The sequence below is a fragment of the Streptomyces sp. SID3212 genome (assembly GCF_009865405.1).
Taxonomy (GTDB): Bacteria; Actinomycetota; Actinomycetes; order Streptomycetales; family Streptomycetaceae; genus Streptomyces.
The window spans coordinates 1-13,815 of the sequence record NZ_WWJY01000968.1 but is presented as its reverse complement, the minus strand read 5'-3'; the positions used below and the strand labels follow the sequence as shown (position 1 = coordinate 13,815).

The 13,815-nt window shown below is 72.1% G+C and carries 28 protein-coding genes; 23 read left to right on the top strand and 5 right to left on the bottom strand.

The window, feature by feature from the left end:
* Position 1: 1 nt before the first annotated feature.
* On the bottom strand, positions 2 to 247 hold the full coding sequence (locus tag GT042_RS40195; protein WP_237531306.1) for a hypothetical protein: 246 nt from the start codon (positions 245 to 247) through the stop codon (positions 2 to 4).
* A 346-nt stretch (positions 248 to 593) separates the two neighbouring features.
* On the opposite strand from GT042_RS40195, the gene GT042_RS28810 reads away from it, so the two are divergent.
* The 20 genes from GT042_RS28810 to GT042_RS28715 all read left to right on the top strand — a co-directional run bounded on the left by GT042_RS28810 (position 594) and on the right by GT042_RS28715 (position 10,020).
* On the top strand, positions 594 to 824 hold the full coding sequence (locus tag GT042_RS28810; RefSeq protein WP_161311635.1) for a helix-turn-helix transcriptional regulator: 231 nt from the start codon (positions 594 to 596) through the stop codon (positions 822 to 824).
* A gap of 50 nt (positions 825 to 874) precedes the next feature.
* Positions 875 to 1,030 (top strand): helix-turn-helix domain-containing protein, encoded by a 156-nt coding sequence (locus GT042_RS28805; RefSeq protein WP_345943961.1) that lies wholly within the window; start codon positions 875 to 877, stop codon positions 1,028 to 1,030.
* An 88-nt stretch (positions 1,031 to 1,118) separates the two neighbouring features.
* Positions 1,119 to 1,535 (top strand): hypothetical protein, encoded by a 417-nt coding sequence (locus GT042_RS28800; protein WP_161311633.1) that lies wholly within the window; start codon positions 1,119 to 1,121, stop codon positions 1,533 to 1,535.
* Entirely contained in the window at positions 1,532 to 1,921 is a 390-nt protein-coding gene (locus GT042_RS28795) for a hypothetical protein (RefSeq protein ID WP_161311632.1), read from the top strand. The genes GT042_RS28800 and GT042_RS28795 overlap by 4 nt, the downstream gene beginning before the upstream one ends.
* A complete protein-coding gene (locus GT042_RS28790) occupies positions 1,918 to 2,814 on the top strand; it encodes a hypothetical protein (protein ID WP_161311631.1) in 897 nt (298 codons plus the stop codon). The genes GT042_RS28795 and GT042_RS28790 overlap by 4 nt, the downstream gene beginning before the upstream one ends.
* Positions 2,811 to 3,077, top strand: a complete 267-nt coding sequence (locus GT042_RS28785) for a hypothetical protein (protein ID WP_161311630.1) — start codon at positions 2,811 to 2,813, stop codon at positions 3,075 to 3,077. The genes GT042_RS28790 and GT042_RS28785 overlap by 4 nt, the downstream gene beginning before the upstream one ends.
* Positions 3,077 to 3,355, top strand: coding sequence for a WhiB family transcriptional regulator (locus GT042_RS28780; protein WP_161311629.1), 279 nt, complete (start codon positions 3,077 to 3,079; stop codon positions 3,353 to 3,355). The genes GT042_RS28785 and GT042_RS28780 overlap by 1 nt, the downstream gene beginning before the upstream one ends.
* On the top strand, positions 3,352 to 3,660 hold the full coding sequence (locus GT042_RS28775; RefSeq protein ID WP_161311628.1) for a hypothetical protein: 309 nt from the start codon (positions 3,352 to 3,354) through the stop codon (positions 3,658 to 3,660). The genes GT042_RS28780 and GT042_RS28775 overlap by 4 nt, the downstream gene beginning before the upstream one ends.
* A 59-nt stretch (positions 3,661 to 3,719) precedes the next feature.
* Positions 3,720 to 4,394 carry a hypothetical protein gene (locus tag GT042_RS28770; RefSeq protein WP_161311627.1) on the top strand — a complete coding sequence of 225 codons (675 nt, stop codon included), beginning with the start codon at positions 3,720 to 3,722 and terminating at the stop codon, positions 4,392 to 4,394.
* A 213-nt stretch (positions 4,395 to 4,607) separates the two neighbouring features.
* Complete coding sequence (locus tag GT042_RS28765; protein ID WP_161311626.1) at positions 4,608 to 5,021, top strand: hypothetical protein; 414 nt, start codon at positions 4,608 to 4,610, stop codon at positions 5,019 to 5,021.
* A 72-nt stretch (positions 5,022 to 5,093) separates the two neighbouring features.
* Positions 5,094 to 5,615, top strand: a complete 522-nt coding sequence (locus GT042_RS28760) for a hypothetical protein (RefSeq protein WP_161311625.1) — start codon at positions 5,094 to 5,096, stop codon at positions 5,613 to 5,615.
* Positions 5,612 to 5,992, top strand: a complete 381-nt coding sequence (locus tag GT042_RS28755; RefSeq protein WP_161311624.1) for a hypothetical protein — start codon at positions 5,612 to 5,614, stop codon at positions 5,990 to 5,992. Before GT042_RS28760 ends, GT042_RS28755 begins: the two co-directional genes overlap by 4 nt.
* Before the next feature lie 12 nt (positions 5,993 to 6,004).
* Entirely contained in the window at positions 6,005 to 6,328 is a 324-nt protein-coding gene (locus tag GT042_RS28750; RefSeq protein ID WP_161311623.1) for a hypothetical protein, read from the top strand.
* Positions 6,313 to 6,798, top strand: a complete 486-nt coding sequence (locus tag GT042_RS28745) for a hypothetical protein (protein WP_161311622.1) — start codon at positions 6,313 to 6,315, stop codon at positions 6,796 to 6,798. Before GT042_RS28750 ends, GT042_RS28745 begins: the two co-directional genes overlap by 16 nt.
* A gap of 71 nt (positions 6,799 to 6,869) precedes the next feature.
* Positions 6,870 to 7,307, top strand: coding sequence for a hypothetical protein (locus GT042_RS28740; RefSeq protein WP_161311621.1), 438 nt, complete (start codon positions 6,870 to 6,872; stop codon positions 7,305 to 7,307).
* Positions 7,304 to 7,513 (top strand): hypothetical protein, encoded by a 210-nt coding sequence (locus GT042_RS28735; RefSeq protein ID WP_161311620.1) that lies wholly within the window; start codon positions 7,304 to 7,306, stop codon positions 7,511 to 7,513. Before GT042_RS28740 ends, GT042_RS28735 begins: the two co-directional genes overlap by 4 nt.
* Positions 7,510 to 8,592: a hypothetical protein gene (locus tag GT042_RS28730; RefSeq protein ID WP_161311619.1), complete on the top strand. Its 1,083-nt coding sequence runs from the start codon at positions 7,510 to 7,512 to the stop codon at positions 8,590 to 8,592. The genes GT042_RS28735 and GT042_RS28730 overlap by 4 nt, the downstream gene beginning before the upstream one ends.
* Positions 8,589 to 8,888, top strand: a complete 300-nt coding sequence (locus tag GT042_RS28725; protein ID WP_161311618.1) for a hypothetical protein — start codon at positions 8,589 to 8,591, stop codon at positions 8,886 to 8,888. The genes GT042_RS28730 and GT042_RS28725 overlap by 4 nt, the downstream gene beginning before the upstream one ends.
* Positions 8,881 to 9,090 (top strand): hypothetical protein, encoded by a 210-nt coding sequence (locus GT042_RS28720; protein WP_161311617.1) that lies wholly within the window; start codon positions 8,881 to 8,883, stop codon positions 9,088 to 9,090. The genes GT042_RS28725 and GT042_RS28720 overlap by 8 nt, the downstream gene beginning before the upstream one ends.
* Before the next feature lie 192 nt (positions 9,091 to 9,282).
* The gene (locus GT042_RS28715; protein WP_161311616.1) at positions 9,283 to 10,020 is read left to right on the top strand and encodes a hypothetical protein; all 738 of its coding nucleotides are present in this window, start codon (positions 9,283 to 9,285) and stop codon (positions 10,018 to 10,020) included.
* Positions 10,021 to 10,033: 13 nt separating this feature from the next.
* Here GT042_RS28715 and GT042_RS28710 read toward each other — a convergent pair whose 3' ends face one another.
* The 4 genes from GT042_RS28710 to GT042_RS38375 form a co-directional block, all read right to left on the bottom strand.
* Positions 10,034 to 10,621 carry a hypothetical protein gene (locus GT042_RS28710; protein WP_161311615.1) on the bottom strand — a complete coding sequence of 196 codons (588 nt, stop codon included), beginning with the start codon at positions 10,619 to 10,621 and terminating at the stop codon, positions 10,034 to 10,036.
* 175 nt (positions 10,622 to 10,796) lie between these two features.
* Entirely contained in the window at positions 10,797 to 11,009 is a 213-nt protein-coding gene (locus GT042_RS28705; RefSeq protein ID WP_161311614.1) for a hypothetical protein, read from the bottom strand.
* A gap of 23 nt (positions 11,010 to 11,032) precedes the next feature.
* The gene (locus tag GT042_RS28700) at positions 11,033 to 11,377 is read right to left on the bottom strand and encodes a DUF6233 domain-containing protein (protein ID WP_161311613.1); all 345 of its coding nucleotides are present in this window, start codon (positions 11,375 to 11,377) and stop codon (positions 11,033 to 11,035) included.
* Positions 11,378 to 11,429: 52 nt separating this feature from the next.
* Entirely contained in the window at positions 11,430 to 12,473 is a 1,044-nt protein-coding gene (locus GT042_RS38375; RefSeq protein WP_202534096.1) for a helix-turn-helix domain-containing protein, read from the bottom strand.
* A 290-nt stretch (positions 12,474 to 12,763) separates the two neighbouring features.
* Here GT042_RS38375 and GT042_RS28695 point away from each other — a divergent pair, with 290 nt between their 5' ends.
* The 3 genes from GT042_RS28695 to GT042_RS28685 all read left to right on the top strand — a co-directional run.
* Positions 12,764 to 13,015: a hypothetical protein gene (locus GT042_RS28695; protein WP_202534075.1), complete on the top strand. Its 252-nt coding sequence runs from the start codon at positions 12,764 to 12,766 to the stop codon at positions 13,013 to 13,015.
* A gap of 214 nt (positions 13,016 to 13,229) precedes the next feature.
* Positions 13,230 to 13,541, top strand: coding sequence for a hypothetical protein (locus GT042_RS28690; protein ID WP_161311612.1), 312 nt, complete (start codon positions 13,230 to 13,232; stop codon positions 13,539 to 13,541).
* The coding region (locus tag GT042_RS28685) for a hypothetical protein (RefSeq protein WP_161311611.1) at positions 13,541 to 13,815 on the top strand (275 nt) is incomplete at its 3' end. The genes GT042_RS28690 and GT042_RS28685, both read left to right, overlap by 1 nt.

Below are 13,815 nucleotides of genomic sequence, written 5' to 3'. Positions count from 1 at the left end.
CCTAGTCGTCGTCTTCACGGCTTATCTGCCTCCTGGCGTCCGCGCCGACCCGGCGCAGCACCTCGGCCCGGACCCGGGGCGGCAGATCGGCGAGGATGTCCAGCGCCATCTGCACGCGAGGGTCCGTGGGTTCTTCCGGTGACTGTTCTGCGGCCTCCTGTCTTTTGATCTCGCGGAGGATCTCCGCCGCGTCCCCTCGGCCCGCGTCATCCAGCTGTACGGGCTGGACCCCCACCACGTGAGCCATGTGCGCCAGGGTCTTCGCCGGCGCCACTGTTGGCGTGAACGGAATCCGTCGGCTGTAGCCCTGCTCGATGTGGCGCCACCGTCCACCCCCCAGGCGAATCCGAGTTCGCTCCGCAGCCCTCTCGGGACTGAGTCCTCTCGCCATCCGCGCTACGCGGATCACGTCGGCTTCGGGCGGTGGTGCGGGTGGGGACGCGCTCACCACGGGGGTCCTCTCGGGGATGCAGTATCAAACTTCCCTGAACTTTAGGACACCACCAGGTCAGGCAGTAGAGCAACGCCCCTTTCGGGCAAGGATCGGCTTGTTCTTTCTTGTACTTCCTTGAACTTTTGGCTACCGTGCTGCCATGAGAGCCCATTACCAAGACCCCGCGCAAATCCGGCGGCGCCGTATCGAGGCCGGGCTGACACAGGAAGCACTCGGAGCCCGCGCTGGATACAGCAAGGGACATGTATCGGGCGTGGAGCGCGGCATCGCGGGGGCGTCTGCTCAGGCGCTGGCGCGACTGGCCGAGGCGCTCGGCTGTGAGGTCTCCGACCTGATGGCTGCCCCCGAGCACGCGCCCGCGTCGGCATGACCACGGCGCAGGTACCAACCCTCACCGAGGTGAGGTCATGGCCGGCAACTGTGAGTGTCGCCGAAGCGGCGCACGCCCTCGGTGTCAGCAAGTCGCACCTCTACGACTTGGTCAGGCGCGGCGAGGCGCCCGTGCGGATCGTGCCCCTCGGTACCCGCCACCGCGTCGTGACCGCGTCGCTGGTCCACCTACTCGAAACCGCCTGATCTACATGCACGAGGCCGCTCGGACCGGGCCTGGTCCGAGCGGCCCCACCACAACCGGATACCTCATCCACTCAGAAACGAGGACCAGTTGATCACGCAGACTAAGACCCCGGCCCCGCCGGACCAACTCTCCGCACCGTGGCGTACGGCCCAGCAGGCCGCGATGAGCGCCACGTGGGCAGCGACGGGCGCCGTGTCGGTCGACCCAGCGTTCACCACGCAGACCCGGACCAGCAGCGGCTACGTCACCGATGTCCACTACGACGGCCTGGCCGGCGTGCTCGCGTTCGCGACGGCGCACGGCGAGCTGATGCACACCCGCTCCCACCTGGACACGGCCCGGCCGGAACTGCGGACGTATACGGCCAGCACGCTCATCGACGGTGTGAAGGTCACCGCCTGGGCAACAGCGCCCGTCGAGCCGGACCCCGACACGATCGCCGACCCGCCGCCTCCGCTGACCAACGCCGTACGGCTGATCGCCGACCAGGCGGTGCAGGGATGAGCGACAACCTGACCGCCGCGCTGGTGGGGTTGGAGTCCTGGGCGTTCCGTGCCGGGCAGGTGGGCCGCCGTCTCGTCCAGGAGCACCCGGAGCTGGCCTCCGCCGACGTGGCCTCGATGGCGTTCTGGAACTCGGCGAACCTGACTTTGACCGACGTGTCCCTGGGCTCTGGCGAGATCGAGCGGTGGGCGGCGCTCCTCGGGATCGAGCTGACCCACGAGGTGACCCAGTCCCGCAACCCCACCCCTAGCCACGCCGCCTTCGATTGCTTGAAGGGTGAGATGGAGTTCGACGGTGTGCGCGTCGAACTGCGCGGCATACGCGGGCTGACGCAGGAGCAGTGGGACGCCGCCCAGGCCCAGCCCGAGGGCGGGGTGGCGGCATGAGCGCCCGTGAGGCCGCGGTCCAGGCCGTCAAGGACCACCCCAGCACCACGTTCATGGCGCCGTACGAGTCGCTGGCCGACGCCGTCCTCACCGCAGCTGCGCCGCTGGTCCGGGCCACCTCGTTCCTCGAAGCGGCCGACGTGATCAGCAACGACGACGACTGCGGATGCGGCGGCTGCGACAGCTGCATCGCCAACAAGCTTGCCGCGACGCTGCGCGAAGTGGCCGCCGGCGGGGAGGAGAAGAACACCTCGGGCACGTCGCCCGAGGCCGCGTTCACTCCTGTTGACCCGGTGCTGGCCCTGATCATTGCCGACGCGCTCTACGCGTACCAGAGCGTCGCGCAGACCGAGACCCTCCGCCACCTCTCGCAGCGCCGGTGCCTCGCCGAGCACCTGGCCGGTGTGCTGGGTGGTGCGGTGCGGTCGTCGCCGGCCGTCGCCCGCGCGGATCGGGAGCGCGCCGAGCTGGTCACACTGCGGACCCAGGACACGGAGCTGCGGGGGCTGCTGTCTCCGAGCGGGCGGGACCGCCGTGTCCCCGCCCCGGTAGGCGAGTCGGTGACGGCGGTGGTCGCGTGGCTCCTCGATGAGGTCGAGCGGCTGCGGCCGGACACGATGTACGTCGCCGAGCACGAGGGCTTCATGCTCCGTGCCTACGCCACGCAGGAGGCGGCGGCCGCACACATCGAGCACCTCCTGGTCCAGGAGGACGGGCCCGAGGTCAGGCCGCGGATCGTGTGGCAGGTCAGCGATCCCGCCGACCCGATTCGCTGCTGGGACGTGTACGTCATCGACCCGTTCAGCAGGGAGCCGGTGCCGACCGGCTACATGATCACCGCTGCCGGGATCGCCGCCGAGTTCGACCCGGCGTGTGTAGTGGAGGGCGAGTGATCGCGCACTCCACCCGCATCACGACGGCCGCCGTCGTCCTGGCCGTCGCGATCACCGTCGTGTTCGCGCTGATGATGGCGGCGGCCGCCGACGGCCTCGCGCTGCCCCTCCTGTTCTGGCTGGTCGCCCTCGTCGTAGCCCTGGGCGGGGGCGCCCTGATCGCGGAACGGATCGCGCCGACGCGCGAGCAGCTGCTCCTCCGCCGGTTCCGCCGCGCCGCCCGGGCCCGCGCCCGCGCGGCCCACCGCCACCGGAGATCGTGATGGACAGCTCCCGCGCGTGGCTCGACCACGCGGCCTGCCTCGGACACGACCTCCTGTTCGTCGGGACCAGGGACGCCGAGCCCCGGCATCGGGAAGCTAAGCGGATCTGCACCCCCTGCGAGGTACGGCCGGAGTGCCTGGTCGACGCCCTGTCCACGGAGGGGCGCCTGGGCTCGACGGCTCGGGCCGTTGTCCGGGGCGGCATGGGCCCCTACCAGCGGGCGCAGCTCAGCGCAGAGGCGACCGCCCACCTGATCGAGAAAGGGGGCCGGCCGTGACCGCTACAGACCTGATCATCCTCGGCCTGGTGGCGCTCATGCTCTGCACGGGGCTGGCCGTATGGCTGGTCGCCATCGGCGCCGCAGTGCTCGGCCTGGCCCGCTGGACCACCCGCCTCGTACGGCGGCGGCCGCCGTTTCCCGAGCCGGAGCCGGAGCCAGAGCACGCCCGTACCGGCCCGCCGCCGGCCGCGTATCTGGCCTGCCACACCCCGGCCTGCGGCCACATGTCCACACCGCACGACGTGACGCCGACCGGTGGCCTGGCCTGCCGCGACTGCGGCCGTGTCGCCGTCCAGATCTGATCCTTCGCCACGGCGGCCGGTGCCCGCGCACCGGCCGCCCCTCCACCCAGGAGACACCTGTGTCCAGCAAGACTCTGCCCTGGTACGACGGCCTGACCGACGGCGTGCACGCCCTCGGCGAGTCGGCCCGCGAGTACCGCACCGCCCTGACCGCCATCCAGCTGGCAGTCGCCGGCGTCGACATCGACCGCGTGATCAGCCAACCGGGCCTGGCCCAGTTCGCCATCCCCACCGGGACCCACAGGGTGGACGCGGTCAGCACCCGGGAGCCGCACTCCACCGCGCTCTTCCACCTCGGAGACCTCTACCGCCGTACGGAGGACACGCTCCGGGAGAGGTTCGAGGAGGCGTCGAGGCACTACGCGTACGGCGCGGTGTGGGCGGTGCGCCAGCTCGTGGTCGAGGGCGAGATGCCGCCGCTGGTCTGCCCTCCCGCTCACCTGGGCGAGATGCCCGAGCTGAACTGGAACAAGGCGTCGGCCCTGGCCGCGGCGCGGGCCCGGGTCACCGTGTGCAGCCTTGCCGCAGAGTACGGCGAGGAGCTGATGGGCCGGGAGTACGTGAGCGATCACGAGGCCGGCCAGATGACCGATGCCTTGGACGCTGCCGTCGGCATCGGCGAGGCGCTCTACGCGTACGGACAACTCGCCGAAGCGGCAGTGCATTTCGCGCTGCTGGGGCCGAAGGCCGAGTGGCTCGCCGCGCGGCGGGCGGCCGCAGCCTCGCAGGGGTGAGCCGGTGAACGGGTCTCACCGCCCCGTCTGCGAGGCCCTGACGGAGGTCAGGCCGCACGCCTACGGCTACGCCGAAAGGTTCCTCCCCGGATGGCGGTGCCCCGCTCACTCGCCGAACGCCGAGAACAGCCGGCCCGAGCCCAAGCGGATACCGGGCTGGCCGCCCGGCCCGTACTGGATTCCCCGCCACCCCGAACGACAGGACCAGGACCAGTGATCGCTTCCTCCCGGCCGAGTCCGGCCGATGTCGCGGCCCGGATCGCCGACCGCAACCTTGCTGCCCCGGGCGCCCTTGGCCCGGACGATCTCCCGTTCCGTCTCTTGTACGAGCGCGGCATCCTCCGGTCGGGCATGCACCGGCACACCCGCCTGGTCGCCCTCGCGCTCGCGTCCCACGCGGACTACGTCACCGGCACCATCGCGGACCGCGACCAGCCCTTCCTGATCCGCTTGGCCGACGAGACCAGACTCCTTCGGCCTCAGGTCGTGGTCGCGCTCAACACCCTTCTGCAACGCGGCTGGGTGAAGCGTGCGGTCCGGGCGCCCGGTCTCCGCCTGGACTACGAGACCAGCGTGCTGATCCTCACGATTCCCGGGCTCCTCCTGGACGGCCTCAGGGAGGCGTGACCACCGAGCCGGGGCGTGCACACCCGCGCCCCGGCTGTCTCGATCCACGCTGGCACCACCTGAGAGGTCTCTGTGCACGAAGAGCAGCCCGGCCAGGGCGGAGGCGTCCCCAACGCCTTCCGCAACGCGATCTTCTGGCGCTGGTCCAGGACGATGCCGCGCCCCCTGCGCGGCCCATTCCTGACGCTGCTGTACGCCCTCGGAACCGCCGCCAACCCGGGCGGCGCGCTGCGGTTCCGGGACGGCACGGTGATCCGGATCCAGGACATCGCGCGCGCCGTCGGCTCGGACGAGAAAGACGTCCGCCGGATGATCACAGCGGCGATTGCCGCCGGCGTCGTCTCCGTCCAGGGCGCGCGCGGCCGCGGCCGCCGCCCCACCTACGTCATCCTCGTCACACCCTGCCCGGACTGGACGGCCGCCGTCGCGTCCCTCGCCCTCACCCGCCCGAAGAAGAAGCCGGCGAAGTCGCCTTGGCGCGGGCCGGAGTTCGGGGGACCGACCCCCGAACCTGCCGCGTCCCCGAGTTCGGGGGACCAACCCCCGAAGTCGGGCGGGTCCAGTTCGGGGGACCGACCCCGGAACAACCCATGATCACCCAGGAACTACCCCAGGTGACGGCTGATGTGGGTGGTGATCAGCGGGACGCGCGCGAGCCCCTCATCGAGGAGCCGCCACCGACCGCCGAACCCCCGCCGTCCTCGCCGCCGCCGCTGCGCGGGGTGCCGACGCCGCCGGGCGCCCGCGCCGCCGCCCGGGCCCGGGGTCAACGAGGCGGCAGGCAGGGGCCGTTGCTGCTCCCGGTCCGTACGCCCCCGCACGTCAGCCCTGACCGGGCGCAGCTCCGCGCGGCCGCCACACCCGAGGCGATCCGCCGCGCGCTCGCCGACCTCGGCACCACCGGCGCCATCGACCTCTACGGCTGGCGCCTCACCGCCCCGCACGTGCCCGACTTCGACACCGGCACCTGACCGGAGGACCACATGCCCACACTCCCTGAGCACGACGTCACCACCTGCGCGGGCTGCCACGCCCCGATCCGCTGGACCGTCACCGCCGCCGGCCGACCGCTCGCCGTCGAGGCCGAGCCCGACGAGACCGGCACCGGTAACACGGCCTGCTACACCGACGGCACCGGCCGCCTCCGCTCGCGCGGCCTGTCCAAGGAGCGCCCGGCGCTGGAGCACGCGGAGTGGCGGGCCACCCCGCACATCGCCAACTGCCCGAACCCGCCGAGGCCCAGGCGCAGCAGCGGTACGCCGCGCCGCCGTACGGGCGTGCGGCCCGCCCCGTGGCAGCAGCGATGAACCGCGCCCCGGTCGCGGACGCCATCGCCGCGGACATCGCCGCCCAGGCCCTCGCCGCCTTCGACGGCCGGATCACCCGCGAGGAGGCCGACCGGTTCGCTCACGAGGCTGTCGAGTCGCTGCGCCGGGACGGCTGGCACATCGCCGCCCAGCGCGAATGCGCGACGGACGACTGCACCCGGCAGGCCTCGCAGTGGCGCACCATCTGCGAGACCTGCCGCACCCACCTCCGCAGAACCGGCGACCCGGCGAAGGCCCGCGCAGAACCCGACTGGACCGCAGTGGAGAGCGCCGCCCGGGAGCGCCGCCCGCTGCCCGGCATGACCCCCCAGGAACGGCGCCTGGCCGGCGTACGGATGACCGGCCTCGGGCTGTCCGAGGCCGAGATCGCCGACATCTTCGCCGTGAAACCCCGCACCGTCCGACGCTGGCGCGCCCAGGAACGCGACGCCACAGCCCAGGAGCAGTGATGGAACCGCCCTTCCCGTTCTACGGCCACGACGCCCACCCTCTGCCACAACGACCGCAAGGAACATCGGACATGCCCATCAACACGCTTGCCTCCGCTCAGCCCGTGACCGCCCGCGACGCGGCCGAGCAGCTGCTCGCCGACGGCCACCACGTCCACGTCGTCTCCGGGCACCAGACCACCTGCCTCGGTACCGGAGCCGCGCCTGCGACGCGTGTGCTCCCGCCCCGGTTCGGGCGCCGCATCCCGAAGAAGTCCCGCGTCCAGGCGGGCGCGTTCGGGATACGCGAGGTCCGCCTTGCCTGCTTCTGCGCCACCGCCGCGCAGGCCGTGGTCGAGTCCTTCGCCCGGCCCGAGGACACCACCCACACCGTCCGCGCGGACGACCACGAGGTCGTCATCGGGTACGCCGATCTCCGGTGGCCGATCGACGTATCCGAGTGGGCACACACCAGCGGCCACGCGCACACCGACGCGGCGGCCGCCGTCATCACCGCGGTGCAGGCGTGATCGCCGCCCGGGCGCGCGTCGTCCTCCTGGCCCTGACCAGCCTGAGCCTGCTCTCCCTCGGTGTGCTCACGGTCCAGGCCGACGGCATCCCGTACGCGGTCGGCTTCGCGGTCCTGGCGGGGATCACGGCCGACGCGGCGGGCCAGGCCCACCTCGCCTACCAGCGGCGCCGTTCCCTGGAGCGCGGGTGGAGGCGGCGGCCGTGACCACCGGCGAGCCGCAGCTGGTCGTCTACCGGTGGCGCTGCCCGTACTGCACTGACGGTGACATGGGCCCGAGCCAGGGTCGGTGCCTCCACTGCGACGGGACAGGGCTGACCAACGACGTCGACAGCTGGCCCGAGGAGCAGCTCGTCCCGGCCCCCGTCCCGCCGGGCGTGATGCGCCGCCCCTGCGCGGACTGCGCGTACCGGGTCGGCTCGCCGGAGATGGAGGCCAACGGCGCCTGCCTGCCCGAGGACATGCCGTTCTGGTGCCACCACGGCATGCCTCACGGATACGGCCAGAGCTACCAGGCCCTCGGCACCTACCGTCCCGCCGGCGCCGCCCGGACAATTCCCCTCGGGGAACTCCTGTGTGCCGGCTGGTGGGCACTCCAGACCGGCCGCCCCCTCCCGGTCGAACCCTTCCGCGACACCGACATCCCCAAGGAGAAGCACGTGGCCATCGAGAACACCAGCACCCCGTCCAGCCGCGAGGTGTTCGGGCTGCTCGCCATGGCGACCGGCGAGACGAACGCCCTGATCGCCGGGCAGGAGCGGGCCGGCCAGGCGCAGCTCGTCCACTCCGACCAGGTGCCGACCGACCTGCGCTCACCGCGCGAGGAGTTCGAGGCGCTGGGCTTCGTGTTCGGCGAACCCACCCCGGCCGACCCGCTGTTCATGTCCGCGACCCTTCCGGCCGGATGGAAGCGCGAGGCCTCCGACCACGACATGTGGTCGTACGTCGTGGACGAGCACGGCCGCCGCCGCGTCCGCCTGTTCTACAGGGCGGCGTTCTACGACCGGCGCGCCAGCATGGACCTCCTGTCGGTCGACCGCTACGTCGCGGACCAGCTCTACTACGGGAAGCCGGTGGTCAGCGACGACACCTGGGCCACGCCCCAGGCCATCGTGGAAGTGGCGCGCGCCGGCGCCGACAAGGCCGAGAGGCAGCGCGTTGAGTGGGCCTCTCGCGACGGCCTCGACGCCGTCAAGCTCGCCGCCGAGTCCGCCGCCGAGCGCGACGGCTACCAGACCCTCCTCGACCAGTACGCCCCGGCCGCCCCGGAAGGCGCCGGCCGATGACCGCCGACCTGGACCGTCCGTGCCCGCACCTGGACTTCGCCGCCTACGTGGCGGTGAACCGGCTGACCGCCGCCGACGACGACCCCACCGTCGTCGGCTACAGCGCCGACATCACCGTTGAATGTGACGACTGCGGCGAGCCGTTCCGCTGGACCGGCCTGGACGCCGGCGTCTCTCCGGCCGGCCCGACGTGCAGCGTGGACGAGAAGACGATGTGCGCCCCGCTGCGCCCCGCCTCCGCCGACCCCGACTTCGGCCTCGGTCTCCCCGGAGTCGCGGTGATCCGACGTGCCTGAGTTCGTCCGCGGCTTCCGCCTCCACCACCACGGCGTCCTCTACCACGGCGCCCAGTTCCCCTCCGGGCGCGTGATCGCGGTGGACGACACCCAAGTGTTCGCCCACGCGACCGGCGCGGTGTCCGTCGAGGAGCTGCTGCGCGGAGGATTCCACGATGCCCGCATCGAGTGGGCCGACGACCCCGCCCCGGACGGGGGCTGACATGCCGCAGCGCATCACCACCTCCGAGATCGCCGACCGCCTGACCGACGGTTGGAGCACGGCGGCCGCCGCCGGCTGAGCGTCACCCGCCCCTGAACATGCAGCAGGGGGCGTCCTCATAGTCTCCCCAGACCAGGACGCCCCCCAGGTGATCATCACCCTACGCCCCGCCTGCCCCATGGAGCGCCCCTGATGGCCACCACATCCGCCGCCGCACGCCACCTCGACACCGTCATCACCCACTGGCCCGACCTCTACGGCATCCTCGGCACCCGCACCCCCGCCACCTGGCCGCCCGCCGCCAGGATGTCGGAGTTCATCACCAGCCTCGCCGAACTGGACACGGCCACCGCCGAGGCGACCCGCGCCCGCGCCCGCTACCTCCGCACCCAGGAACGCGACCCCGGGCAGATCGGCGCGTCGGACCCGCCACTGCGCATCGCCCTCCTCGACGTGATGCACCCGCTGGAGTCCGGCCTCCTGCGCATGGCCGACGCCGTCGCCCAAGCCGTGCAGCGCCCGGCCTACACCGCGAGCACCGGCCGGGGCTGGACGGATCCCATCCACCGCGAGATGTCCATGCTCGCCGTACGCGACGCCGCCGACCCGCAGCGCTGGAGACCCGACCTCCTCAGAACCCGCAACGCCGTCGCCGCCGCGACCTGGCTGCGCGCCCGCGCCGAGGGGCATCCAGGTCCCGTACGACCGTTGCCCGAGGAACTGCGCCGCCACCTCACCACGGTGGCCCGCTCCGCGGCGGCCGCCGTCGACCGCGCCCTCGACCTGGCCGACCGTACGGCGCAGCTGGTCCGCCCCTGCCCTCTGTGTGGCGGACGCATCGACGTCCAGGGCGGAGGCGGCGTGGACCCGACTGCCCGGTGCCGCCGCTGCGGCCATACCTGGGCCACACCGCCGGCCACCACGGAGTAGGCCGTCGTGGGCGTCAGCGGTGTGGGTTGAGAGCGTTGAGGTGTGCGGTGAATTGGGGGTCCGGGTGCGGCGGAGTGTGGTGCCCGGTGGCCGGGTCGAGGTAGCCCCACGCGCCGCGCTCGCCACGGCCGCAGAGCATCAGGGTCACAGTGTGGCCGGGGGCTGTGTGGATGCCACGCACTTCGTGGTACAGGCTCCGGTCCACACGGTTGGCGTCGCCCTGGTTGTGCTCCGTGCCCATGTCCGTACGGACCACTCCGGAGTGAACGGTGTACCGGTCCTCCGTGTAACCGCCGAGCAGGATCTTCGACTCGAACTGCCACGGGTGGGAGTGCGGGCGGGGAGCACCGTCCGGTCCCCTCAGATCCGGCGCGTACCACATGTTGATCTTGACGGTTCTGTCGCGATCCTCCCTCAAGGTGAGTTCCGCCTTGCTGATGCGCCCGTTCCTGTCCGGGACAAGCCACCATCCGTCCGGCTGAGTGAACGCCTGCCAGGTGAGCGGAGGTAAGGCCGGGGCGTGGGCGGTCACGCCGGCCTGCACGACGTCGTACAGCGCCTCCGTCAGGAGGAGGCCGGGAGCAATCTCGGTGGTCTGCATGGCCGCCACGATGCCCGCACAGGTACCCGCTGACCAGGGATTTCCTCACATTGGAAACGTGGAAACGGCGGAAACTGTCCTGAGCAGGGCCGCTGTCCTCCGGGCCTTGCGAATTGGAAACACGACTGATCATGGAAGCTTGCGAAACGCACCGCCGGTTACCTCGGGGCAGGGGTCAGGTCGCGTTCCATTCGTGGGCGCGGCCGCCCCGCCACGCCACCCAGGCCGGGTCATCGAGCAGCTGCTCGGCGTCCGGCAGGCCGACCCGGCGGAGGAACTCAACCAGGTCGCGATCGTTGTGCGCGAGGCCGAGGATCACACCGCGCACCGTGACCCGCCGGCCGCGGGTCGCGGACGGCTGGTGCACGACTATCGGAGCGCCGCTCATCTCTCCATGCTGCTCCGGGCCGATCACTCCAGCACCCCGAGTGCCGTGTCCGGCCGGCACAGCACACATGCCGGGAGACCCTGCTCGACCAGCGCCCGTACGGCCTGGTCCCGGGTGAGCGCCTCGACCGGCCGTGCGGGCCTCCAGCACGCGCCGGTATGGAGCATCAGCGGCGGGTGGCCGTGGAGCGGACTCCGCTCCAGCCCCCACTCGGGTGGCTCGGGCGGCGGCTGTGGGGGCCGACGGGCGGCCTCATCTGCGACACGCTGCTCCTCCTCGACAATCCAGCGGTCGACGCGAGCAAGGTCGCCGAGCAGGAACCGTCGCAAGAAGTGCAGCTGCTCCAGTCGCGACGACTCTTCGGACATGCGTTCGATAATAGGTCAGGCGGAACCCATGATCGCCCTCGGCTGGCGCTCGTCACGCGGCGCCCAGCATGGCGGGATGGCAGGTCGGGCACAGTTCGCCATCCCGCACCCGCCAGCGAGGATTGAACTCGGCGGCGGGGTGGTCACCGCACCCGCACCACGGCGGCAGCTGCCCCACCCCGGCGGCCGGGCGTACGGGCGGGAGCTTGTCCAGGAGGCGGCGGCGCACCAGTCCGGCCGGTGAGCCGACCTGCTCGGGCAGTCCGGCCGTCAACGCCCGGCGCAGCTGCCCCGCGTCCGCACCCCGCTCCAGCCACACGGCCGCGAGGGGCGCAAGGCGTACGAGTTCCCGCTCCCCCAGCGTCAGCCGTGGCTCATCCAGCGCGATGAGGACCAGGACGTCGTACGCCCTCTGCTCGATGTCGGAGAGCGCAGCACTCCGCCCGCCCTCCCTGCCCTCGGCGGGGGGCGTAGCGGCCGGTGCCTGCGGGGTGGGGGGGAGGGGAGGTTCCTCGGGGGTGATCACAGGGGTGGTTCGGGGGTCTTCAAGTCCCCCCGCCGGGAACTGTGAGTCCCCCCGTACGGGACTCTCAGTCCCCCCGTCGCCTTCCGTACGAGGGGACTGTGAGTCCCCCGGACCACGGGACTGTGAGTCCCCCCGTACGGAAGGGGTCCGCGGCTGGCCGAGGTCGCTGCGCCTCTTCCGGTCCGGCGGCGGTGCGATGTCGGGCCGGTCCTCCATGGTCAGGGGAGGAAGGCCGGCCTGGATGCGCTCGTCGTTCATCCGGGCCGGGTTGGGGAACCAGGCGTACGGGATGAGCAGGTCGTAGACGGTCGGGCGCCGGTCGGCGCGGATGTAGCGGGCGGCGGACTGGTCGCCCTTGGCGATCAGCCCGCGCTTCACCAGGCGCTGGAGTACGCGCTGGACGGTCTTCGGGTCGGCCATCACCGTCGCGGCGATCGTGTCGCGGCTGGGGAACGCGGTACATCCGTCGGCCCGGGCGGCCCGCTCACCGAGCGTGACGAGGATGAGCCGCTCCAAGCTGTCGGCGACGGGAGCGTCCTTCAACGCCCAGAGGATCGGGTCAAGGCTCATGGGCCGGTCCTCAGGCTGGCGAAAGGCGTGTTCGATACCCTCACGGCAGCACCTTTCCTGACAGGGGGGTGTATCGGCGGGCGAGCACCCGCTGGTTCTTCGGCCGGGCGGTTCCCTCCGTCCGGCCGTTGCGTTGCCGGGCCGCTTTCCAGCGGGCCCCGCGCCACCCTAGAATGACCCCATGAAAGGGTCAAGGTCAACTAAGCCACGGAGGACCGGTGCACGCGCTCTTGCTGCTCAGTAGGCGCGATCCGATACCTTTGCCCCCACCACTAGGGCAAGGAGTCGATGTGCCGGAGCAGGGCCGCGCCGCAGAGCTGCCGCTCGACACCGAGGCGGTCGCCGCGAGGGTCGGCGTGACCGCCGGGACGGTACGGCTCTACCTCAAGCGCACCCGCCGCCGCATCAGGGACGGTCACCCCGTACGGCCGCAGGACTTCCCGCTGCCGGACGTGCAGATCGGCCGGTCGCCGGCCTGGGTCGAATCCACCATCGCCGCGTGGCTGGCGCACCGACCCGGTCGCGGGCGCACCACTCCCTAGCGTCCCCGTCTTGACACTCACGCTTCGGCACACCTAAGTTTGACCCCATCGCAGGGTCAAACCTTGCGGGATTCCGCTGGTCGTAGCAGCCCGTGGGATCCGAGAACGGCGGCGTCCGGTCGTAGCAACCGGACGCCGCCGCCACCGTCGCCGCTGCTGTAGCGGGCAGCGTGCGACCACCCGACAGTCCTGCTTGTGACCAGGAGCGTCAGACGTGATGAATCGTATCCGGGGCGGCACGACCGCCCCTGCCCGCACCGACCTGCCCCAGAGCCACGCCGCCCAGCTGCTCATCGAGACGGCCGTACGGCTGGAGGCCGAGACCCCGTTCGTGGTCCTGGCCGAGCGCGACCTCGACGCGGCGTACGACGCAGCGGCCGAGCAGGTGCTCGCCGGCGTCCCCTCGGCCGTCTCCGCCCAGGCCCGCAGTTGCGCCGCCGCCGCCCTTCCCCGGGTGCGCTACGAGTTGCTGGAGACGGCCGGCGAGTACGCCCTCCGCCTGCGCGCCGTTGCGGGGGAGCTGTGATGGACGCCGCCGCCCTGGACATCGTGCTCCGTGCTGCGGCCACCCGGATCGAGGCCATGACCCCGGGCGCCCGCATGCAGCAGAGCGCGCTGCGCACCGCTGTGCAGCTCAGCGTCTGGGACCACCACGGCGTCTACAACGACGCGGCGGTCGGCCCGGACATCATCACGGCGCTCGCCGCCGCCGACGACGTCCCGCTGGCCGGCACCCGCCGGGAGTACGCCGTACGGCTGCGCGCCGCGCTCACCGCGCGCCGGGTCGCCGCCCTCCACCA